This is a genomic window from Thauera sp., from assembly GCF_035444905.1.
GTDB lineage: Bacteria > Pseudomonadota > Gammaproteobacteria > Burkholderiales > Rhodocyclaceae > Thauera.
The window spans coordinates 41,973-64,769 of record NZ_DAOMPS010000014.1 but is presented as its reverse complement, the minus strand read 5'-3'; the positions used below and the strand labels follow the sequence as shown (position 1 = coordinate 64,769).

Sequence of the window (22,797 nt, the reverse complement as noted above, 5' to 3'; positions counted from 1 at the left end):
AGGGAGCCGGCGGCGGCTTGCCAAGGAGTAAAGCGTGAACTTCGATTTTTCCGACGATCAGCGCCTGCTGCAGGACGCAGTGCGCACCATGCTCGCCGACACCAGCACCTCGCAGGCGGTGCGCGAGGTGCTCGAGGGGCGGGCGAGCCATTCCGAAGCCGTCTGGCTCAACCTGATCGAGATGGGCGCGGCCGCCGCCGCCATCCCCGAGCAATACGGCGGCGCCGGACTGGGCTACCTGGAACTGTGCCTGGTTGCCGAGGAAGCCGGCCGCCACCTTGCCGCCGTGCCCCTCTCGTCCAGCTTCTACCTGGCGGCCGAGGCCATCCTGCGCGCCGGCAGCGATGCGCAGAAGCAGCGCTGGCTGCCGAAGATCGCCGGCGGCGAGCTGGTCGCCACCGCCGCGCTGGGCAGCCGCGAGCGCTATCGCACCCCTGCCCCGCTCGCCTTCGACGGCGCGACGCTCACCGGCACCAGCCCGGCGCTGGTCGACGGCGGCATCGCCGGGCTGGCTGTGCTGCGGGTGGCCGACGAGCTGGTCCTGGTCGATCTCGCCGGCGCCGGCGTGAGCCGCAGGCCCGTGCCCACGCTCGACCCCACCCGCCCGCTCGCCGCGCTCCACTTCGATCGCACGCCTGCCGAACGCCTGCCGGCCGCCGACGCTGCCACCAATGCTGCCACCGTGGCCGCCCGCGTGCTCGACGGCGCCGCCGTGCTGCTCGCCTTCGAGCAGGTTGGCGGTGCCGCCCGCATCCTGGAGGCGACCCGCGACTACTCGCTCGAGCGCAAGGCCTTCGGCCGCCAGATCGGCAGCTTCCAGGCCCTCAAGCACAGGATGGCCGAGATCTACACCGCGATCGAGCTGGCCCGGGTGCACGCCTACTACGGCGCCTGGGCGCTGTCCTCCGACGCGCCCGAACTGCCCAAGGCCGCCGCCGCCGCGCGCGTGTCCGCCACCCGCGCCTACGTGGTCGCCGCCGAGGAAGGCATCGAGCTGCACGGCGGCATCGGCTTCACCTGGGAGATGGACTGCCATCTCCACTACCGCCGCGCCCGCCACCTCGGCCAGCTCATCGGCAGCGAACACGCCTGGCGCGCATGCCTGGCGGACGAACTCATCAAGGAGGCCGCGTAAGCGGAACACGCCCACATGGACTTCAGAGACACCCCCGAAGAAGCCGCCTTCCGCGCCGAAGTGCGCGCCTGGCTGGAAGCCAACGGCCAGAAACGCAGCCGCCCCGACGAGGTCTTCGGCGAAGGCCTGGACGACGCCGCGCGGCTCGCCGCCGCCAAGGCCTGGCAGGCGAAGAAGGCCGCAGCCGGCTATGCCGCCATCACCTGGCCGAAGGCGGCCGGCGGCCGCGGCGGCACCGCCATGCAGCAGGTGATCTACCAGCAGGAGGAAGCCGCCTTCGTGGTGCCGGGCATGATCTTCGAGATCAGCATCGGCATGGGCCTGCCCACGGTGATGACCTGGGCCGCGCCCGAGCTCAAGGCCCGCTTCCTGCGCCCCGGCCTTGCCGGCGAGGAGATCTGGTGCCAGCTCTTCTCCGAGCCCGGCGCCGGGTCGGACACCGGTGGCGTGCGCACGCGCGCGGTGCGCGAAGGCGACGACTGGATCGTCAACGGCCAGAAGGTATGGACCTCGGGTGCGCACTTCTGCGACTACGGCATCCTGCTCACCCGCACCGACTGGGACAAGCCCAAGCAGGAAGGCCTGACGATGTTCATCGTTGACATGAAGGCCCCCGGCGTCGAGGTCCGTCCGATCCACCAGATGTCGGGCGACTCGGAGTTCAACGAGGTCTTCTTCACCGACGTGCGCATCCCCGACACCTACCGCCTCGGCCCCGAATGCGGCGGCTGGAAGGTGATGCTGAGCACGCTGATGCAGGAGCGCCTGTCGGTCGGCGGCAACCTGCCCACCGACCTGCACGAACATCTCATTGCGCTGGCGCAGAAATGCGCATGGGATGATCGTCCGGCGATCGAGGACGATCGCGTGCGCGCCCGCATCGCCGACGCCTACCTGCAGCAGAAAGGCGTCGAGCTCGTGATCGCCCGCGGCCTCACGGCGATCTCGAAGGGCAAGGCGCCCGGCCCCGAGATGTCGATCACCAAACTGGTCGCCGGCAAGGCCATGCAGGACATCGCGGCCTTCGCACTCGAGCTCGCCGGCCCCGAGGGCATGATCGGCCACGAGGCCCTGGGTGGCGACTGGCGCTATATGCAGCGGCTGTGGCTGGGCTCGCCCGGCGCGCGCATGGGCGGCGGCACCGACGAGATCCTGAAGAACGTGATCGCCGAGCGCGTGCTCGGCCTGCCCGGCGAGATCCGCAGCGACCGCAAGGTCCCGTTCCGCGACCTCGAACGCAGCTGACGCAGTGCACGGAGGAGACAAGACGATGGCAAGCAAACCCCTGAGCGGCGTCAAGGTGCTCGACTTCACCCAGCTCCTGCCCGGGCCGATGTGTACCCTGCACCTGGCCGATATGGGCGCGGACGTGATCAAGATCGAGCCGCCCGGCGGCGAAGCCGCGCGCGGCCCGGCCGGCACGCCGATCTCGCACTTCTTTCTCGCGGTGAACCGCAACAAGCGCTCGCTGGCGATCAACCTGCGCGCGTCCGGCGCCCGCGACATCATCCACGCCCTGGCCAAGGACGCCGACATCGTCGTCGAGGGCTTCCGCCCCGGCGTGATGAGCCGGCTCGGCATCGGTTTTGACGACCTCAAGGCGATCAACCCGAAGCTGGTGTATTGCGCGATCAGCGGCTACGGCCAGGACGGCCCGCTTGCCGAGCTCGGCGGCCACGACATCAACTACCAGAGCTACGCCGGCATCCTCGAGCAGAGCGCGGCGCCCGGAGGCAAGCCGCATCCGGGCAACTTCCCGATCGCCGATCTGGCCGGCGGCGCGCTGTCGGCGGCGATGGCGATCCTCGCCGCGCTGTTCGACGCGCAGCGCAGCGGCCAGGGGCGCTTCATCGACGTGTCGATGACCGACTGCGCCATGGCGCTCAACGTTCAGCCGCTCGCCAGCCTGCACAGCTGGAAGCAGCCGGTGCCCGCCGGCCACGACACCTTGTCGGGCGGTCTGCCCTGCTACGGCACCTACGAGACCGCCGATGGTCGCCATCTGGCGGTCGGGGCGCTGGAGCCCAAGTTCTGGCAGGCCTTCTGCGCCGCCGCCGGTTGTCCCGAGCTGAGCAAGAGCGGCTGGGCGGCCGGCAAGGCCGGCGCCGCGGTCAAGGCCCAGGTCGCGGACATCATCAAGGCGCGCAGCCTGGCGGAATGGACCACTGTGCTCGCCGGCGTGGACGCCTGCGTGAGCCCGGTGCTGCGTATCGACGAGGTGCTCGCCCACCCGCTCACCCGCGCGCGCGGCATGACGGTGGACACGCCGCTGCCCGACGGCGGCAGCGCGCCCTACTTCGCCTTCCCGGTGAAGATGAGCGACTACGCCTTCAGCCTCGACCGTCCGCCGCCTGCGGCCGGCGAGCACAACGAAGCGGTGCTGCGCGCGCTCGGCCACGGCGATGACGCCATCGCGGCGCTCAAGGCCGCCGGCGCGATCTGACCACGCCGCTGCCGTCCCGGGCGCGCTGGCGCCGATCGGGACGACCACACGACAACCACACGACGGAGACATCATGAACCCACGCACCTTCAGCCTCGCGGACCTGTTCGCGATCACCGCCGAGACCGTACCCGAGCGCGATGCGCTGGTCATCGGCGACACCCGCCGCAGCTACCGCCAGATGGCCGAGCGCGTCGACAGCCTCGCCGCCTGGCTGCACGCCCAGGGCATCGGCCAGGGCGACGTCGTCGGCCTGCAGATGTACAACTCGGCCGAATACCTCGAGGCCTTCCTCGCCGCTTGCCGCGTGCGCGCGGTGCCGGCCAACATCAACTACCGCTACGTCGCCGACGAGCTGCGCTACATCTACGACAACGCCGGCATCAAGGCGCTGTTCTACAGCGCCGAGCTCGAGCCCGCCGTCGCCGAGGTGCTCGACGCCGCCCCGGATCTGAAGGTGAAGGTGCGCACCGGCGGCGGCGCCCCCGCGCTGGCCGGCGCCACCGCGTACGAGGACGCGCGGATGGACGACGTCCGCGCCCTGCAAGACGTCCGCTGCAGCGACGATGACCTCTCCCTGCTCTACACCGGCGGCACCACCGGCAAGCCCAAGGGCGTGATGTGGCCGCACAAGGACCTCTTCTTCGGCTGCCTCGGCGGCGGCGGTTTCTACGCCCCGGCCGACGGTCCGGTGACGACCCCGCAACAGCTCGCCGACCGCATCCGCAAGGCGCATCCGCTGCGCTTCATGCCGGTCGCACCGCTGATGCATGGCGCTGCACACTGGGCCACCATGGTGTCGCTGTTCGCCGGCCACACCGTGGTGCTCAACGACCAGCACCACTTCAACGCCGAGCACGTGCTCGACATCGCCGTGGCCGAGAAGTTGAACGGCATCACCCTCGTCGGCGACGCGATGGCGCTGCCTATCCTCGATGCCCTGAAGGCCCACCCGGGGCGCTGGGACCTGTCCGCGCTGTTCCTGTTCGGCAACGGCGGCGCCGTGATGTCGGCCCACGTCAAGGAGGCCCTCAAGCCCTTCCTGCCGGCGAACGTCTATTTCAGCGACGGCATGGGCTCGTCCGAAGGGGGCGCCCTCGGCATGGGTGCCAAGCCGGTCGAAGGCGGCATGATCAAGATCGCGGCGCGCCCGGACCTCGCCGTCGTGGTCGAGGGCAAGCGCATCGCCGCGCCGGGCGAGTCCGGCATCCTCGCCCGCAGCGGCTACCTGCCGCTCGGCTACTACGGCGATCCCGCCAAGACCGCCGAGGCCTTCGTCACCATCGACGGCACGCGCTACGCGATCACCGGCGACGCCGCTCGGCGCGACGAGGACGGCTCGATCGTGATCTTCGGCCGCGGCAACAACTGCATCAACACCGGCGGCGAGAAGGTGTTCCCGGAGGAGGTCGAGGAGGTCCTCCGCATGAGCCCGCAGATCCTCGACGCCGTCGTCGTCGGCCTGCCTGATCCGCGCTGGGGACAGAAGGTCAGCGCGGTGGTCTCGGTGCGACCGGGGGTGGCGCTAGACCACGCGGCGCTGCGCACCCTCTGCCATGCGCATCTGGCCGGCTACAAGGTCCCGAAGGAGATCGTGACCGTACCGGAGGTGCTGCGCTCGGCCGCCGGCAAGGCGAACTACGTGTGGGCGAAGGAAGTGGCGCAGAACGCAGTGGCCTCGGCGGAATATGCCGGGTGAGCGGGAAGCGGGGCCGGCCAAGGGATCGACCCCGCCGCGCAGCACGCCCATTCCGTGAAGAGCCTGAAGAACGCCACTGACTCGTCGAGCCAGTGGCGTTCTCGTTTTTCCCGCGCGGAAGACGGACGAGAAGAAGCCCGCTCGGCACGGAGGCCGGCGGGCTTCAGGAAGCGCTTCAGGAGCGGATCAGAAGGTGTACTTCACCACCAGGGAGAGCTGGTCGCGGTCGGTGAGCTGACGGTTCTTCACCGGATCCAGGCTGGCATCGCCGAAGTAGCCCAGGTAGGTCAGGCCGATCTGCAGGTTGCGGCGATAGGTCATCGTCGCACCCACGCTCATACGGTGATCACCCTCGCCCATGCCGAGGTTGCCCTGCAGCGTGCGGCCCTTGAGCTGGCGCGAGTAGCTGATCGGCACACCCAACTCCCAGTTCTCGATGATGCCCGGGTAGGTCAGGCTGAGCGTCGAGGCGAAGGCGAGGCCGTAGCTGCCGAAGTTCAGCGAGTCGGACTCGGGGGTCAGCCCGAACTGGTTGGAGGTGGCGGTCGCCCCGGGCACACGACGCGCGTCCGGGTTGCGGACGTCCGTGTAAGCGACTTCGGCGAGGAAGTTACCCTGCGGAGCCAGGAAGGTACGCCCCAGGTTGATGAAAGTGTTGAGGTTGGTCTGCAACACGTCGGCCGTGGTGGCGGTTGGGATCACTGCCGGACCAAACCGGGTGCTGACAAGAGCGGGCGCGTCCTTCCGATACGAGATTTCACCACCAAGGGTCGCGATACCGAAGCTGGTGCTGAACGTCGCACCGAGCATCTTGATGTCCTCGAAATAGCGGTGGTTGAACCCAATACTCCCGCCACCCAGGTTAGCTCCGACGTAGTCAATATCCACCATCGGCGCCCGATCGTGGTAATTGAGATAGATCAGGCCGACCTCAGTTTCGTCTGTCACCCGGTACTTGGCACCGATACCCCACTGCCCCGTCTTGCCAGGCTTGTCGTCGGCACTACGCGGAACACCACACATCGGCCCAGGGGTCAGGCAGACAGCGCCGGGCCCAACGACATCAGAAGTGCTCATGAATGAGCCCGGCGCATTGACCAGCGTCTTGTGCCAGCCATATTGCGCGTGGGCCATCAGCGACAGCCTCTCGTTGACCTCGAACAGGGCCGAGATCTGGTCCTCCGGAAGGAGCTGATCCTTGACCTCGGTACCCGGAATGCCGGCCTTGGTTCCATCCGCAGGCCCCTGAGCAGCCGAGATGCCTGGGATGAACAGGGTCTCGCCCCAGGACACCACGTGCTTGCCAAGGCGAACCGTTGCACGCCCTTCCTGGCCGACATCGAACGAGGTGTAGCCGTAGGCGTCAAGCAGACGGCTGTAACCGCCGTGGTAGCGCTTCGCGTCACTGGTGAAACGATTCGCCGGTCCCCCGATCTTGTTCGGGAACGAGGTGCCGTCGTTGTCGTTCGCACTATGATAGACGTCGTCGTAGAAGGTGCTCGCCGACAGAATGAAACCCGAACGGCCCTTCTTGAAGTGCGTGTCGAGCAGCAGGCTCACCCGGTTCGAGGTCAGCGCGCCCTTGTCGAAGTTGTTGTTGCCGTCATTGCCGCCCGGGTTGTTGGCGAGCAGACGATCACGCTCCTCAAGACGGGTCGACAAGGTATAGGTCGTGGTCAGTCGCGATTCCAGCACCGCCCCATTCTCGAACTCGATCGCCTCGAAGGCCATCGCTGGCGCGACCATTCCCATCCCGATCACGGCGAGCGCAACCGGCTTCATCTTCCTGTGCAGTTTCATGCTGCGTGCTCCCTATGGTTCGCTCTATTCGCTCACTGGCCCATTGCACGCAGCGCGGCAGGGGTGTACATGTCGGGGGTCAGGTCGCCGGCATTGAGGACCCACGCCTTGTCGCGCTCCTGGACCAGGTTGAAGCCGACATAGGCGCCCGAGTTGAGGTCGTGGTAGAAGGCGGTGCCGGCCTGCCAGGCGTTCAGGTCGAAGGCGTAGTAGTGGTTGATGAAGGCGTGCTGCCACAACTCGCCGCGGGTGTCGTAGTAATCGCCCACCGAGGCCTGCCAGTTGTCCTCGTCGATGAACATCACGCGCTTGCCGAAGGCGTGGCGATAGCCCTCCTTGAGCTTGCCCTCGAGCACCCACACCCGGCGCAGTTCATAGCGCATGAACTTGGGGTTGGCGTGACCCTTGGTCAGCAGGTCGGCGTATTTCACGTCCTTGGAGTGGATGCGGTAGGCGTTCGCCGGGATGTACATCTCCTTCTTGCCGTGCAGCGTCCACTCATAGCGGCTGGGGTCGCCGTTCATCAGGCGGTCCTGGTCGATGGTCATCTTGCCGCCGGTACCACCCATCGGCGAGTCGAAGCCGTAGGTCGGCAGCTGGCGCACGCGACGGGTGCCCGGGTCGTACTGCCAGGCCAGGCGCTTGGCCCGCGCGAAGTTCACCGGCTCCTGCGAGGCGGTGTAGCTGCCGCGGTCGCGCTCGGGGAGCAAGGTGCCGGAGATCGAGTAGGCCATCAGGCCTTCCATCGGCTTGCCCAGCTCATCGGGCGTCGTGACCACGTTCAGGTTCTTGTTGACCTGGCGACCCCAGGTGATGCTGCCGTCCGACGAGACGTCTGCGGTATCACGGACGATGTGCTCGGTGAATGCGCGGTAGGGGAAGTTCATGTTGGCCAGGACTTCCATCGGCTCCTTGGGGATCGGAAACCCGACCGGCCCCTTGTAGCCCGTGTAGCCGAGCCCGCCGTCGATCAGCTCCGCCTCCAGCGCGTTCTTCTTTGCCAGCTCGCAGATGATGTCCGGATAGCGGAAATCGCGGCGGCTCTGATACACCGGCATGCGGAAGGTCTCAGGGAAGCGCTTGAGCATGGCCTTCTGGCCTTCGCTCAGCTTGTCCGCATACTGGTCCATGTTCGCCGCGGTGATCTCGAACAACGGCTTGTCTTCCGGATACACGTCCACCGGATGCTGGCCGACGTGCGGCGAGTACTCGACGTGAGGCGGCTTGCCCAGCCACTTTCCGGAGAAGGCAGGGATGCTGCCGTCCGCGTTCGGGCCGGCCTCGGCACCGACACAAGTAAGTTCCTTGCCAAGCTTGGCAGCTTCGGCTTCGGTCACTTTGGCCATCGCATTACCGGCAGCCATCGACAACGCGATCGTGGTCATGACCGGCACCCAAACACGGGTTTTGTTCATTTAAGTCTCCTTCCTGGTGGGCGTATCAAGTGTCCCGATTGATCCAGCGAACCGGATGCGGAGGGCTTCTCGGTCTGTCGCGCCGCTCTTGCATCCGTGTTCCCATTGTTTGGCTTTCGGGTCACCCACTACATCGTCCGATGGGACTAAATCGGGGCGTTCGGCCGAAATAGTCAGCCTGGCGATGCGCCGATGAAGGCGCTGCGCAGCTGCGCCTTCAGCAGCTTGCCGGCCGGATTGCGCGGCAAGGCGTCGGTGAGCACGTGGACGACGGCCGGCACCTTGTAGGCGGCGAGGTGGGCGCCGACGTGGGCGCGCAAGGCCTGCGCATCCAGGCCACTGCCCTCGCGGACCGACACCACCGCAGCGATCGCCTCGCCGGTCTCCTCGTCGGGCACCGCGAACACGGCGGCCTCTAGCACCTCGGGCTGCTGCAGCAGGCAGGACTCGACCTCGGCTGCGGCGATCTTCTCGCCGCAACGGTTGATGACGTCCTTGATCCGGTCGACGACGAACAGGAAGCCCTCCTCGTCCACGTAGCCGACGTCGCCGGTGCGGAACCAGCCTTCGTGCATCGCCGCAGCGGTGGCCTCCGGGTTGCGCCAGTAGCCCTGCATCACGGTCACGCCGCGCAGCCAGATCTCTCCCGACTCGCAGGGTGGCAGCGCCTGGCCGTCGAGGTCGGCGATGCGGACGTCGACGATCGGCGAGGTCAGGCCCGAGCTGCGCGGCTTGTAGGCGAACAGCGCGCCCGACGCGGCGGCACCGACGCCGTTGGTCTCGGTCAGGCCGAAACCGATGCCCGACAACGAGTTGGGCCGGCGGCGCATGACCTCGTCGATCAGGCGCTGCGGCAGCCCTGCTCCACCGAAGCCAAGGCCGGCCAGCGTGCCGGTCTGGGCCGGATCGTCGAAGCCCGGCTGCGCGAGGAGCTGCATCACCATGGACGGCGCGCCGTTGAACTGGGTGACGTGTTCCTCGCGGATGACGTCGATCGCCTGCGCGGGATCCCAGCGGCTGACGAACACCAGCTGGCGGCCGTTGCGCAGTGCGCTGAGCAGCTGCGCATGCAGGCCGCTGACGTGGAACAGCGGAACCGCGGTGAGCGTGGTCGGCGGCAGGCCCTTCGCCATCAGCGCCGCGACCGCCTCGGGCGAGGTCATGCCCGACAGGGCGCCGATGAAGTCGATGTTGAACAAGGCCTGGCAGACCGCGCGCTGGGACGACAGCACCCCCTTGGCCCGGCTGGTCGCGCCCGAGGTGAACAGGATCAGCGCCGCGTCATCCGGGGCGAGCGCGGGCGAGACCGTTGGTTCGGCCGCCTGGCTGGTCATCGCCCGATAGTCGGTGATGCCTGCAGGCAGCTCGGCTTCGCCCACGCACAGGATGCGGCAGCCGGGCACGCGGGTGTCGCCCTCGATGCGTGCCAGGCGCTCGGCGTCGCAGGCGAAGACGCGCGGCTCGACGTCGTCGAGCGCCGCACGCAGCTCCTCGCCGAGGCCGAAGCTGTTGAGCGGCGCCGGCACCGCGCCGATCAGCGCCGCGGCCGCGAACACCACCGCCCACTCGGGCCGGTTGCGCATCGCGATCGCGACCCGGTCGCCGGGCTGCACGCCCCAGGCGCGCAGCTGCGCGGCAACCGCGTCCGCCTCGGCGAAGAAACGGTCGAAGGTCCAGGTCTCGCCCTGGAAGCGGATGAACGGCTTGGCGCCGTGCGCGCGTGCGCTCGAGATCAGCGCCGGCAGGTTGGGGAAGGCGTTGCGGTAGACGCGCACGGTGCGCCCGTCGACCTCGGCCTCCACGGTCTCGAAGGGCGCGCCAGGCGCGGTCAGCTGGGCTCGAACCTTGTGGGCCAGTTCGGAAAGCGGGGACATCGATAACTCCTGAAGATCAGTTTGCAAGGCTGAAGCGGTAAAGCCCGTCGTCGTCCAGCACGCGGCGGACCTCGCCCGCGTAGCGCAGGCAGGACAGATGGGCGATCGTTTCGCCCAGCGCCATCATGTCTTCGACGGCGCTGAGCACGCGCGGAAATAGTTTGCTCTTGGTCTCGAAGGCGGTCGCGCTGCCGGTCTCGCGCAGGTGGCCGCGCACGATGTCGAACTGCAGGGCGTGGTGGGCATGCAGCTCCGCCACCCGCGGCAGCAGGCCGCGGAACACGCGCTCGTGCGAGGGCAGCACCAGGGTGTCGGGGGCAAGCTGGGCCAGGCGGTCGAGCGAGTCGAGCCAGAGCTTGAGCGGGTTGGCCTCGGGCTCGATGTCGGAGACCAGCACGTTGGAGGTGATGCGCGGCAGCAGCTGGTCGCCCGCGATCAGCAGGCGGTCCGAACCGCAATACAGGCAGGCATGCTCGGGCGAATGGCCCTCGCCGATCACCACCCGCCAGTCACGACCGCCGATGTGCAGCACCTGCCCTTCGCGCAGCCGGGTAAACGCGCGCGGCTGCGGCGGCATGAAGGGGTCGCGGCGCAGCTTGGCGAACATCTCCTCGACGCGCTCGCGCGGCATGCCCGCGCGCAGGTAGAACGTGAGCATGGAATCGGGCAGCGGCTCGGGCGGCGGGCCGGCGAGCGTGCGCATGGTGAAGTACTCGCCATGCGTCATGTACAGCGGCGCATCGAAGCGTTCGGTCAGCCACGCCGACAGGCCGGCGTGGTCGTAGTGGAAGTGCGTGCAGATCAGGCCCTTCAACGGCAGGCCGTCGAAATGGCGCTCGACGATCGTCTCCCACAGCGTGCGCGAGGTCGGCAGGTTGAGGCCGGTGTCGACGATGAACCAGCCGTCGTGATCGCGAAGCAGATAGACGTTGATGTGGTCGAGCTGCATCGGCATCGGCATGCGCGCCCACAGCACACCGGGGGCGAGCGTGACCACCTCGCCGTCGGGCTGCGGCGGATCGAACGGAAATGCGATCCGCTCGGGGGCGTCGCATGCCACTTCTGCAGGGGAATGCGCGGTGTGGACCATGGAGTCTCCGTCCTTGTGATTGTTGTCCGAGCCTAACCTTAGGCGGGAGCGCAGGGCGCGAACACGTCCAAAAGGACGATAAGCCCGTCATCACGCCGCCCTGCCCCGCGCACGCCGACCATCGTCCAAACAGGGGATGCGCGCCCCGGCACCGGCCCTGACAATCAGCCAGGGTCGGGGTTTCAGGCCGGGATCTGGTGCCAGCCCGATGAATTGCACACTGGTTCACAACGAAGAGGAGGCCCGCATGGCCACAACGAAAGACTATCGCCTTGGTGAGTTCACCTTCCCGCGCGGCTGGTTCATGATCGCGGAGGCTTCCGAGCTCGACACCCACAAGCCCTTGTCGGTGCGCTTCTTCGGCCAGGACTTCGCGCTCTACCGCGGCCGTGAAACCGGCAAGGTCGTGCTGCTCGACGCCTACTGCCCGCACATGAAGACGCACCTGGCGGCACCGAACAACACCTCCTACGTCGTCATCGACGGCGGCGGCTCCAACGTCGAGGGTGACGGCATCCGCTGTCCCTACCATGGCTGGCGCTTCGGCACCGACGGCAAGTGCAACGACATTCCCTATCACGAGGGGCCGATTCCCGCCGCCGCGAAGGTCAAGTCGTGGCCGGTGGTCGAGAGCCTGGGCGCAATCTGGGTGTGGCACGACCCCGAGGGCGGCGAGCCCGAGTGGGACCACCCTAGCCTGAAGGAGTGGGACGATCCGGCCTGGGTGCACTGGAAGTTCGACCACCTCGGCATGCTCCAGCAGCACCCGCAGGAAGTCATCGACAACATCTGCGACTACGGCCACCTGAGCCCGATCCACGGCTCGACCGTGCAGCGCTACGAGAACGAGTTCAAGGCCCACCACGCCATCCAGCGCCAGTGCGGCCCGCACCGCACCCTGGTCGGCCCGAACGGCGTCAGCCCGATCCTGCACACCATCACCATCTACCACGGCCCCGGCGTGCTGATCTCCCACCTGACCGGCCTCTACGACGCGGTGCTGATGATCACTCACACCCCGGTCGAGGACGGCTCGCTCAAGGTCTGGCATGCGCTGCTGGTCAAGTCGCCGAGCAACAGCGCGGTCGCGACGCACACCGACATGATCGCCGCCCGCCAGTTCCAGGAATCCAGCCGCCTCGCCTTCGCGCAGGATTTCGAGGTGTGGACCAACAAGGCACCCTGCCTGAACGGGCTCTTCATCCCCAGCGATGGCCCCTTCATGAAGGCGCGCATCTGGTACAAGCAGTTCTTCAACCCGCGCGCGAAGAAGCAGGAGTACCTCGAGCAGTGTGAGGGCCACTACGTGCCGAAGGGCATCCCGCCCTACACCGAGACCCCGGTTGCAGCCTGAGCGCCGGACATCCACGACGCCCGCACGGCCTGTCTCCCCGACAGGCCGTTTTTCCCTCCACTGCAGAAAAGGACGCCAGACATGGCCATTGCATCGTTCGCACCCTGGGTCGGACTGATCGGTCTCATCGGCCTCGCCGGGCTCGCCGGCCTCCGGCGCCCGGTCCTCCCCGCGCGCTCCGGCGCGGCCATCCGCATGCTGGGCCTGCTCGGCCTGGCTGGGCTCGCCGGCATCTGGATCGAGGGCGCCGGCGCCATGGGCGCCTTCGGGGCGCTCGGTCTGTGGAACCACCAGTCCCCGACGCTCGCGTTCTGGGGGCGCCTAGGCTGGGCGGGCATGGCCGGCCTCCCCTTCGCGCTCCGCGCGATCGCCTGAAACATCGCGGCCCCGTCTGCACGGGGCCGCGATGCGTCACACCTTCAGCGTCGCCAACAAGCGCCCATAGAGTTTCTTCGAATAGGGCGGCAGCAAGCCGAGGGCCTTGCGCGGATCCCACCAGCCGCTGCGATACACCGTGCGCGGATGACAGAATTCGTTGAATCCTTCGCGCCCGTGATACACCCCCATGCCCGAGGCGCCCACGCCACCAAAGGGCGCATCGTGCGCGGCGACCTGCAGCATCACGTCATTGATCGCGACGCCACCGGACAGGGTGTGCTCGAGTACCCGGCGCTCCTCCGCACGGTCGGTGCCAAAGTAATACAGCGCGAGCGGACGCGGAGCGGCGTTGATGCGCTCGATGACCGCGGCGATGTCCGCGTAGCGCTCGACCTGGAGCAAGGGGCCGAAGATCTCCTCGCGCGCAATCCGGCTGCCGACAGGCGCATCGACGACCAGATGGAGCGACAGCTTGCGCCCGCTGGCGACCAGGCCCCCACCGCAGTCGACGATCCGTCCGCCTGCCGAGCGAACTTCGTCCAGGTAGCCGTGGATGCGGGCGAAGTGGCGCGCGTCGATGATCGAGGTCAGCGCGGCATCACCGGCGACCGTGGGGAACAGGCGCCGATGAACCGCCTCGCACGCCGCAATGAAGGGCTCGACGAGCGCGTCCGCGACGTGAACCGTGTCCGGACTGACGCAGACCTGGCCGCCGTTCATGACCTTTGCGCTCACGATGCGCTCGGCGGCCAGCGCCACATCCGCGCTTCGACCGACGATCACCGGCGACTTGCCACCCAGTTCCAGGGTGACGGGGACCAGGTTCTCCGCCGCTGCCCGCATCACCCGGATGCCGGTCGTCGTGCTGCCGGTAAACACCAGGTGATCGAAGGGCAAGGCACTGAAGGCCCCCGCCACCGCCGCATCACCGGTGAACACGGCGACCTCGTCCGCAGCGAACCGGTCCGCGACCGCCGCCTGCAACAAGGCCGACGTGCGCGGCACGAACTCCGACGGCTTCAGCATCGCGCGGTTGCCGGCAGCGAGCGCAAAGGCCAGCGGCGCCAGGGTGGTGAACAGCGGTACGTTCCACGGCCCAAGGATGCCCACCACCCCCTTGGGCATGCGCTGCACCTCGACCCGGGCCCCGAACAGGTTGAAGGGGACGACGCCGTCGCGCCGGTCGGGCTTCATCCAGCGTCGGACCCGCCCGCGTGCGTAATTGACCGTGTTGAAGGTCGCCATCACGTCGCTCATCAGCGAGGTCTCGCGCGGCCGCCCGCCAAAATCCGCGTCGAGCGCGGCGCAGAACTCGTCCGCCCGCTCGCGCAGCAGAACCATCAGCCGCGTGAGGCGATCGGTGCGCAGGGCCGCATCCGCCAGACCGTCACGCGCGTGCGCTGCCTTCATCGCCTCGAGGCAGGCGCGCAGCGTCGTCTCGTCCGCGCTTTGCAGCCGCGCCATCTCATCGCTGTTCATCTTCATCGCATTCCTCGCTTCATCCTGATCGCCGGCCTCAGCCCCGCGCGGCGCGCGCGAACTCGGCCGCGCGTTCGCCGATCACGATCGCGGTGGCGTTGGTGTTACCCGAGATCAGCCGCGGCATCACCGAGGCGTCGGCCACGCGCAGCCCCGTCACGCCGCGCACCGCCAGCGTGGTATCGACCACGGCGGCGGCGTCATTGCCCATGCGGCAGGTGCCCACCGGATGATGTCCGGTGGTGCCGGCACGGCGGGCGTAGTCCAGCAGCTGTTCGCGCGTGGTCGCGGCGGTACCGGGATACACCTCGTCCGCGGTGATCTGCGCCAGCGCCGGGGCGGCGGCGATGCGCCGCGCCCACGCCATGCCGGCGAGCGTGAGCTCGACGTCGTGGTCGGTGCTCAGGTAGTTCATGCGCAGGCGGGGCCGCGCCGCGGGATCGGCCGAGGCCAGGCTCACGACACCGCGCGAGGTCGGCCGGCAGACGTTGGGCGCCAGCGTATAGCCAGGGAAGGCATGCAGCTTCTTGTGCTCGCCGTCGAGGTCGCCCGAGAGCGGTAGCACGTGGAACTGCAGGTCGGGGCGCACGAGATCGGCGCGGCTGCGCAGGAAGATGCCGACCTCGGCCGCCGGCATGGTCATCGCACCGCGCTTGCGCACGAGGTAGTTCAGCACTTCGAGCAGCACGCGCGCCCCGCCCAGGCGGGGGTTCATCGAAGGCTGGCCGTCGCGCAGCCGCCACATCAGCGGCACCACCAGATGATCCTGCAGGTCCGCGCCCACCGCAGGCGCATCGACGCGCACCGGGATGCCATGGCGTACGAGCTCCGCGCCCGGCCCGATCCCAGACAGCATCAGGATCTGCGGCGAGCCGATGGCGCCGGCGCACAGGATCACCTCGGCGCGCGCTGCGGCCACCCGCTCCTGCCCGCCGAGCTGGTAGCGCACGCCGGTCGCGCGCCCGCCCTCGAGCACCACGCCGGCGACCAGCGCCCCGGTGTGCACCGCCAGGTTGTGGCGTGCGCCTGCCGGGCGCAGGTAGCCATGCGCCGCCGAACAGCGGCGCGCGCGGGCGATCGTCGCCTGGTAGGGGCCGACGCCCTCCTGGCGCGCGCCGTTGAAGTCGCGGGTGCGGGGAACGCCCGCCTGCTCGGCGGCCCGGATCATGACCTCGGCCAGCGGCGTCGGGTCGACCAGGTCGGACACCGCGATCGGGCCGTCCTGGCCGTGATGCTCATCGGCAATGCCCAGGTTGCGCTCCATGCGGCGGAAGTACGGCGCCAGTTCGGCCCAGCCCCAGCCGGGCGCCCCGGCGGCGACCCAGTCGTCGTAGTCCTCGTGCTGGCCGCGGATGTAGATCAGGCCGTTAATCGCCGAGCTGCCGCCCAGCACCTTGCCGCGCGGCAAGGGCACGCGGCGGCCCTCGAGACCGGGCTCGGCCTCGGTCTCGAAGGCCCAGTTGAAGGGGCTGGCCGGATCCTGCGTCTTGCCCCAGCCGGCGGGCATGTCGATCAGCAGCTTGTCGTCGCGCCCGCCGGCCTCGAGCAGCAGCACGCTGCAGCCGGGGTCTTCCGACAGGCGCGCGGCGACTGCGCAGCCGGCGCTGCCCGCGCCCACCACGATGTAGTCGAAGCTGTCCATCTCAATCCTCACGGATCAGGGTGCAGGCGGTCACGTCGCGCCCGACGCGCGCGTCATTGACCGGCGCGGCGGGGTCGGGGCGGCCGAAGGACACGCCGAACAGGAGCTGGGCGCCGGGCGCGATGTCGAACTCGGCGCGTACCCGCTCGGGGTGGAAGCTGAGCGCGGTCTGCGGGCAGCTCGCATGGCCCATGCTCGTCAGCGCCAGCATGAAGGTCTGCGCGCACATGCCCAGGTCGGCAGCCTCGCGGATGCCGAAGCCCGGGGGCAGGAAGAAGAAGGCGACGTGCGGCGCGCCGAAGAAGGCGTAGTTGCGCATGAACTGCGCCTGCCGCCCCATCTTGTCCTCGCGCGCGATGCCGGCCGCCCCGTAGAGGGCCTCGGCGGCGGCGACCTGGCGCTCGCGGTAGATGCCGGCGTAGCGGCCGTCATAGGGCAGGTCCGGCGCCATGTGGCCGCGCATCATGTCGGCGGAGATGGCGGCCGCCAGCCGATCGCGGGCGGCGCCGGAGGCCACCGCGATCGTCCACGGCTGCGTGTTGCAGTTCGAAGGCGCACGGCAGGCGAGCGCGAGGGCGCGCTCGATGTCGGCGCGCAGCAACGGCTCGGCGAGAAAGGCACGGGTCGAGGCGCGACGCGCGACGATGTCGGCGAAGGCCGCAGCGAGATCGGTATCAGTCTGTTGCATGGAAAGGTTCATCCGGGTTGATGCCGAAGGATCGGCCTGAGGGGCCACCGCAGGGGGCGCGCTGGGCGGTCCGCCGCCTCAGCGCCCTTCCCACACCGCTGCGCGCTTCTGGTTGAAGGCCATGATGCCCTCGACCACGTCGCGGCTGCCCCGCATCGCCTCGATGGCCGGGTAGCCGCCTGCATCCTGGCGGCGGATCGCCTCGTCGAGCGGCAGCGCCAGGCCGTCGCGCACCGCGGCCTTGGTCGCGCGCAGCGCCAGCGGCGCGTTGGCGCACAGCAGCTCGCACCAGCGCGCGATGGCGGCGTCCAGGGTGCCGTCGTCCACCACCTCGTTCACCAGCCCCCACTCTGCCGCCTGCGCAGCGTCGATGCTGCGCGCCGTCAGCAGCAGCTCCATCGCCCGCTTCATGCCGATCTGGCGCGGCAGGCGGTGCATGCCGCCGGCGTAGGCGACGGCGCCGATGCGCGGCTCGGGCAGCGCGAAGCTCGAACTGCGGGTAGCGAGCACCAGGTCGCAAGCCATCGCCACCTCGAAGCCACCGCCCATGGCGATGCCCTCGACCGCGGCGATGACCGGCTTGTCGAGGTCGAAACGGCTGGTGAGGCCGCCGTAGCCGGTGGCGGGGATCGTGTAGGGGGCGCCGCCTTCGAGCGCGGTGCGCATCGCACGGATGTCGCCGCCGGCCGAGAACGCCCGCCCGCCCGCGCCACGCACGACGGCGATCCAGAGTTCGTCATCGGCCGCGAAGGCATCGAAGGCCTCGGACATCAGCGCCTGGGTTTCCGGGTCGAGCGCGTTCATCGCCTCTGGCCGGTTGATGGTGACGGTCAGCACATGGCCGTCGATTCGGGTCAAGACCTTGCTCACGGGACGCAGCTCCTATTACATCCGGCGCACACGCTGTCGCCGGGACGCCTCAAGTATAGGGAGCCCCTCCCGCCATCCCGATTCGCATTAAGCGGAACCGAACATGGATAGCAAGCTATTGAAAAGGCGAAAGAAAAAAGCGTACGCGGCGCTCGGCAGGCCCGTCTGTCACGTTTCGCCAGCCCTGTCCTGTTGTTCGCGGGTGGGCAGGCGGGGGTCGAGCATCCCGAGCGCCATGGCGAGCAGGCAATCGAGGAAGGCAGCCTGGCCGACGCGCTCGGGCGCATCCTCCAATGCAGCCCGGATGACCGAGCGCATCGCCATGCACAGCATGTAGGCCGCCATGTCGGCGCGTTCGGGTTCGAGCTCGGGCGCGTAGAGCGTGACGAAGGGCCGCCAGGCGTCGTCAACGAACTCGCGCGAGCTCGCATAAGGCCCGATACGCATGCCCATCTGCAGCTCCGGGTGGTACTTGAGGTGGAACTCGGCGTGCAGCCGGTGCAGGCGCAGTTCGGTTCTGACCATGTTCTGCAGGATCTCGCGCAGCGCCCCTTCGAGCGGCAGGCCGGCGACCGAGGCGCGCAGCGCGGGCACCGACACGGCGGCCTCCTCGCGCAGCACATGCTCGAAGGTCTGGCCGAGCAGGGCCTCGATATTCGGGAAGTACTGATAGAAGGAGCCGACCGCGACGCCCGACACCTCGGCCAGACGGTTGACCGTAAGCGCCTCGCTGCCCTCCTCCTCCAGCACGCGTATGCAGGCCTCGATCAGCGCCGAGACGAGCGAGCGCGAGCGCGACTGGGAAGGCAGCTTGCGCGGTGCGGGGACGCGCCCCTTGCGTGAGTGATCGGGGTGGACGGGCTTTCCAGGTGCCATATGCAATACGAAGACGGTTCCGGACTCAGCCATGCAAGAGGCTAAAGTCCTTTTTTAAACAGCTATTTATCAATATGGAGCGGCGACGGGGAATGCGAATTCCGACCTCCGCTCCCCCTACCTATACTGCATCCCATGTGCCGCCACGTCCCGCATCGGCGGGCCGGACGAAAAGGGCACTCTAACAAGGATGGAGGGAGATGTGAGCCACGCCGACCCCATGACCGCCACGCCGCGCTGCACGCTGCCGCCCCTGCCACCCGGGCGCCACTACCGCTACCACGTGATGGTCAAGCCGGCCGGCGCGCTGTGCAACCTCGACTGTCCGTACTGCTTCTACCTGCACAAGACCGACCTGCTGCAGCACGGCCGCAACGCGCGCATGGACGAGGGGCTGCTGGAAGCCCACATCCGCCAGTACATCGAGGCCCAGACCGGGGACGAGGTGGTGTTCTCCTGGCAGGGCGGCGAGCCCACGGTGATGGGGCTGGACTTCTTCCGCCGCGTGGTCGAACTTCAGGCGCGCCATCGCAAGCCCGGCCAGCGTATCGAGAACGACCTGCAGACCAACGGCCTGCTGCTCGACGACGAGTGGGTCGCCTTCCTGAAGGCGCACGGCTTCGTCGTCGGCCTCAGCGTGGACGGCACGCCCGAACTGCACGACCGCTATCGCCCGACCAAGGGCGGCGAACCCACCTACGCGCGCGTGCTCGCCGCCGCCGCCCGGCTGGCGGCGGCCGAGGTGCCCTTCTCCCTGCTGTGCGTGGTGAATCGCGACGTGGCACGGGCACCGCTCGAGGTCTATCGCAACCTGCGCGCGATCCCGGGTAGCTTCCGCATCCAGTTCACGCCCTGCGTCGAGACGCGCGACTTCAAGCTACGTGCGCCCGGCCTCGCCAGGCCGGCCGACATGCCGCTGCTCGGCACCCCGCGCACGCGACCCGATCACCCGCTGTCCATCGTCACCGAATGGTCGGTCGATGCCCGCGACTATGGCGACTTCCTGTGTGCCGTGTGGGCGGAATGGCTGGCGCAGGACTTCGGCCGCCTGCACATCAACGTGTTCGAGACCGCGGTGGCGCAGTCGCTCGGCCTGCCCGCTCAGATGTGCACCAGCGCGCCGGTGTGCGGCAAGGCCATGGCGCTGGAGCACGACGGCGAGCTCTATGCCTGCGACCACTTCGTCTACCCGGAATACCGTCTCGGCAACATCCGCGAGGTCCACCAGGGCGACCTCGCCTTCGCCGACAAGCAGGTCCGCTTCGGCCTCGCCAAGCATGACAGCCTGCCCGGCCACTGCCGGCGCTGCCTGCACCTGCAGCTGTGCTGGGGCGAATGCCCGAAGAACCGGCTGCTGCGTGCGCCCGACGGCGAGACCGGCCTCAACTACCTGTGCGAAGGCCTCGCCCACTTCTATCAACAGGTCCGCAGGGACATTCCCGCCATCCGGCGCCGCCTTGGTCGGTAAGCCCCCAGGACCCCAACCCGAGAGAGGAGACCTCATGAAACACCCCCAACGCCGCTGGCAACGCCTGGCCCTCGCCGCCGCCATCGCCGGCTTCGGCGCCGCGCAGGCGCAGGCACAATCGCAGGCGCCCAAGCGGCCGAACATCCTCGTGATCATGGGCGACGACATCGGCTACTCGAACGTCGGCCTCTATAGCCACGGGATGATGGTGCCCACCCCCAACATCGATCGCATCGGGCGCGAAGGCATCCTGTTCACCGATCATTACGCCCACCCGAGCTCGACCGCCGGGCGCGCCGCCTTCATCACCGGCCAGCTGCCGATCCGCACCGGCCTGACCACGGTCGGCCTCCCCGGCTCGCCGATCGGGCTCGACGCGCGCGATCCGACGCTGGCCGAGCTGCTCAAGGAGCTGGGCTATCGCACCGGGCAGTTCGGCAAGAACCACCTCGGCGACCGCAACGAGCACCTGCCCACGGTGCACGGTTTCGACGAGTTCTACGGCAACCTCTACCACCTCAATGCCGAGGAAGAGCCGGAACTGCGCATGTGGGGCAAGGATCCCGGCTTCAATGCCCGCTACCGGCCGCGCGGCGTGATCGACAGCGTGGCGAGCAAGGAGGACGACGCGACCGTCGATCCCCGTTTCGGCAAGGTCGGCAAGCAGAAGGTGCGCGACACCGGCCCGCTCACCACCGAGCGCATGGAAACCGTGGACGAAGAGTTCCTGGAGCGCACCAAGCGCTTCATCACCCAATCCACGCAGGCGGGCGAGCCCTTCTTCGCCTGGCTGAACACGACCCGGATGCACATCTACACGCACCTGAAGCCCGAGTCGCGTCACCTCGCCAGCGACCTCTCCAGCGAGTTCGACATCTACGGCAGCGGGCTCATCGAGCATGACGGCCACGTCGGCCAGCTGCTCGACCTGCTCGACACGCTGAAGATCGCCGACGACACGATCGTGGTCTACACCACCGACAACGGCGCGATGGTCGCCTGGTGGCCCGACGCCGGCGCAACGCCCTTCCGCGGCGAAAAGGCCACGACCTGGGAAGGCGGCGTGCGCGTGCCGATGCTGGTGCGCTGGCCGGCGAAGATCCCCGCCGGCAAGGTCTCGAACGGCATCCAGACCCATGAGGACATGTTCACCACGCTGGCCAGCGCCGCCGGCCATGACAAGGTCGCGGCCAAGCTCAAGGAGCGTGACGGCGTCTGCATCGACGGTGTCGACAACCTGACGCACTGGACGGGCGACGCCCCCTCGGCGCGCAACGTGGTCCACTACTACGACGAGAGCAAGTACACGGCGATCCGCATCGGCGCGTGGAAGAGCCACTTCCAGACCCGCGAGGGCTTCTTCGACAGCCACACGCCGAGCTCGCTGGTGTTCAACCTGCGCATGGATCCCTACGAGCGGCATGGCGGACAGAAGAGCAACGATCTCGCCATGAAGATGGGCATCGGTTTCGGCGGCCAGGTCGCGGACGCCGCCGGCGCCCACATGGCCAGCTTCCAGGCATGCCCGCCGCGGCAGAAGGGAGGTTCCCTGCGGATGGGAGGGCAATGAGCGACGCCGCGCACGCTGCCTTCGCACGCCTGCGCGGGCAGCCTGCGCAAGGCCCGTCCCCTCGCCATCCCTCCCCTCGAAAATGGAATCCCAGGCGTCCGCATGATGAATACCAAGCTTCTCCTGAAACGTAGCGCGATCTTCACCCTCGTCATCCTGATGCTGCTGCTTGCAGGCCTGGGGGCGATCCTGCAGGACCGCTCGGCGGAACCCGCCGCCGGCGAGCGGGTCGTGATCACCGGCCCGGGTGGCGACCTGGTCTATCACCGCCTCGGGCAGGGGGACGCGGTGGTGCTGTTGCCCAGCTTCGCCCGCTCGGCCGCCGACTTCAACCGCCTGGCCCAGGCACTGGCGGATGCCGGCTATCGCAGCCTGGCGGTTCAGCCGCGGGGCATCGAGGGGTCGGCGTTCGGCATCCTGGACGTGAGCCTGGCCGACTACGCCGCCGACGTCGCCGCCGTGCTCGACGCCGAGGGCGTCGCCACTGCGCGCGCGGTGATCGGCCACGCGTACGGGAACCGGGTGGCCCGGGTGTTTGCCGTCCACCACCCGGAACGAGTGCGCAAGCTCGTCCTGCTGGCCGCGGGGGGCGGAAAGCCGCCACCGCCCGAGATCAACGCGGCGATCCGCAAGGCCGTGTTCGGTTTCGATGGCGAGGCGCGGGAGGCGGCGATCGCGCTCGCCTTCTTCGCGGGCGAGACGGTGCCCGCGTCCTGGGTCACCGGCTGGTATCCGCTCGCGGCACTGCACCAGACACGCGCGACCACCGCGCAAGCCTATTCGAGCTGGAGCCACGGTGGCTCGGCTCCGATGCTGATCCTGCAGCCGGCCGACGACACCGCCGCCGCGCCCGCGGACTCGGAGAAGCTTGCGGCGCAGCTCGGCGCGCGGGCGACCCGCCATGTCATCGCCAACGCCGGCCACGCCCTGCTGCCGGAGCAGCCCGAAGCGGTGGCCTCACACATCCTGCGCTACCTGGACCCGCGCGGGAAACAATGATGCCCGTGCCGCGCGGT

Annotated in this window: 18 protein-coding genes; 9 read left to right on the top strand and 9 right to left on the bottom strand. The window is 68.7% G+C overall.

The window, feature by feature from the left end:
• Positions 1–34 precede the first annotated feature (34 nt).
• From PLC66_RS08785 to PLC66_RS08770, 4 genes are all read left to right on the top strand, one after another.
• Positions 35–1,135 (top strand): acyl-CoA dehydrogenase family protein, encoded by a 1,101-nt coding sequence (locus PLC66_RS08785; protein WP_324539441.1) that lies wholly within the window; start codon positions 35–37, stop codon positions 1,133–1,135.
• A gap of 15 nt (positions 1,136–1,150) precedes the next feature.
• Positions 1,151–2,380 (top strand): acyl-CoA dehydrogenase family protein, encoded by a 1,230-nt coding sequence (locus PLC66_RS08780; RefSeq protein WP_324539439.1) that lies wholly within the window; start codon positions 1,151–1,153, stop codon positions 2,378–2,380.
• 25 nt (positions 2,381–2,405) lie between these two features.
• Positions 2,406–3,578 (top strand): CaiB/BaiF CoA transferase family protein, encoded by a 1,173-nt coding sequence (locus tag PLC66_RS08775; RefSeq protein WP_324539438.1) that lies wholly within the window; start codon positions 2,406–2,408, stop codon positions 3,576–3,578.
• Positions 3,579–3,651: 73 nt separating this feature from the next.
• A complete protein-coding gene (locus PLC66_RS08770) occupies positions 3,652–5,277 on the top strand; it encodes an AMP-binding protein (protein WP_324539436.1) in 1,626 nt (541 codons plus the stop codon).
• Positions 5,278–5,463: 186 nt separating this feature from the next.
• On the opposite strand, the gene PLC66_RS08765 is transcribed toward PLC66_RS08770, so the two are convergent.
• From PLC66_RS08765 to PLC66_RS08750, 4 genes are all read right to left on the bottom strand, one after another.
• On the bottom strand, positions 5,464–7,077 hold the full coding sequence (locus PLC66_RS08765) for a DUF1302 domain-containing protein (protein ID WP_324539435.1): 1,614 nt from the start codon (positions 7,075–7,077) through the stop codon (positions 5,464–5,466).
• Positions 7,078–7,109: 32 nt separating this feature from the next.
• Entirely contained in the window at positions 7,110–8,492 is a 1,383-nt protein-coding gene (locus tag PLC66_RS08760; protein WP_324539433.1) for a DUF1329 domain-containing protein, read from the bottom strand.
• Between the two features lie 173 nt (positions 8,493–8,665).
• Positions 8,666–10,366: a class I adenylate-forming enzyme family protein gene (locus tag PLC66_RS08755; protein ID WP_324539431.1), complete on the bottom strand. Its 1,701-nt coding sequence runs from the start codon at positions 10,364–10,366 to the stop codon at positions 8,666–8,668.
• 16 nt (positions 10,367–10,382) lie between these two features.
• The gene (locus tag PLC66_RS08750) at positions 10,383–11,456 is read right to left on the bottom strand and encodes an MBL fold metallo-hydrolase (protein ID WP_324539429.1); all 1,074 of its coding nucleotides are present in this window, start codon (positions 11,454–11,456) and stop codon (positions 10,383–10,385) included.
• Between the two features lie 247 nt (positions 11,457–11,703).
• On the opposite strand from PLC66_RS08750, the gene PLC66_RS08745 reads away from it, so the two are divergent.
• A complete protein-coding gene (locus PLC66_RS08745) occupies positions 11,704–12,810 on the top strand; it encodes an aromatic ring-hydroxylating dioxygenase subunit alpha (protein ID WP_324539427.1) in 1,107 nt (368 codons plus the stop codon).
• 81 nt (positions 12,811–12,891) lie between these two features.
• Positions 12,892–13,185, top strand: coding sequence for a WGxxGxxG-CTERM domain-containing protein (locus tag PLC66_RS08740; RefSeq protein WP_324539426.1), 294 nt, complete (start codon positions 12,892–12,894; stop codon positions 13,183–13,185).
• A 36-nt stretch (positions 13,186–13,221) separates the two neighbouring features.
• Here PLC66_RS08740 and PLC66_RS08735 read toward each other — a convergent pair whose 3' ends face one another.
• From PLC66_RS08735 to PLC66_RS08715, 5 genes are all read right to left on the bottom strand, one after another.
• Positions 13,222–14,667 carry an aldehyde dehydrogenase family protein gene (locus tag PLC66_RS08735; RefSeq protein ID WP_324539425.1) on the bottom strand — a complete coding sequence of 482 codons (1,446 nt, stop codon included), beginning with the start codon at positions 14,665–14,667 and terminating at the stop codon, positions 13,222–13,224.
• 37 nt (positions 14,668–14,704) lie between these two features.
• The gene (locus tag PLC66_RS08730; protein ID WP_324539423.1) at positions 14,705–16,309 is read right to left on the bottom strand and encodes a GMC family oxidoreductase; all 1,605 of its coding nucleotides are present in this window, start codon (positions 16,307–16,309) and stop codon (positions 14,705–14,707) included.
• Between the two features lies 1 nt (position 16,310).
• On the bottom strand, positions 16,311–16,997 hold the full coding sequence (locus tag PLC66_RS08725) for a nitroreductase (RefSeq protein ID WP_324539421.1): 687 nt from the start codon (positions 16,995–16,997) through the stop codon (positions 16,311–16,313).
• 78 nt (positions 16,998–17,075) lie between these two features.
• Complete coding sequence (locus tag PLC66_RS08720; RefSeq protein ID WP_324539419.1) at positions 17,076–17,867, bottom strand: enoyl-CoA hydratase-related protein; 792 nt, start codon at positions 17,865–17,867, stop codon at positions 17,076–17,078.
• A gap of 168 nt (positions 17,868–18,035) precedes the next feature.
• Positions 18,036–18,743 carry a TetR/AcrR family transcriptional regulator gene (locus PLC66_RS08715; RefSeq protein ID WP_324539417.1) on the bottom strand — a complete coding sequence of 236 codons (708 nt, stop codon included), beginning with the start codon at positions 18,741–18,743 and terminating at the stop codon, positions 18,036–18,038.
• 202 nt (positions 18,744–18,945) lie between these two features.
• On the opposite strand from PLC66_RS08715, the gene PLC66_RS08710 reads away from it, so the two are divergent.
• From PLC66_RS08710 to PLC66_RS08700, 3 genes are all read left to right on the top strand, one after another.
• Entirely contained in the window at positions 18,946–20,211 is a 1,266-nt protein-coding gene (locus PLC66_RS08710; protein ID WP_324539415.1) for an anaerobic sulfatase maturase, read from the top strand.
• A 34-nt stretch (positions 20,212–20,245) separates the two neighbouring features.
• Positions 20,246–21,781, top strand: a complete 1,536-nt coding sequence (locus PLC66_RS08705) for an arylsulfatase (RefSeq protein WP_324539413.1) — start codon at positions 20,246–20,248, stop codon at positions 21,779–21,781.
• A 105-nt stretch (positions 21,782–21,886) separates the two neighbouring features.
• On the top strand, positions 21,887–22,780 hold the full coding sequence (locus PLC66_RS08700) for an alpha/beta fold hydrolase (protein WP_324539411.1): 894 nt from the start codon (positions 21,887–21,889) through the stop codon (positions 22,778–22,780).
• The last annotated feature ends 17 nt before the right edge of the window (positions 22,781–22,797 follow it).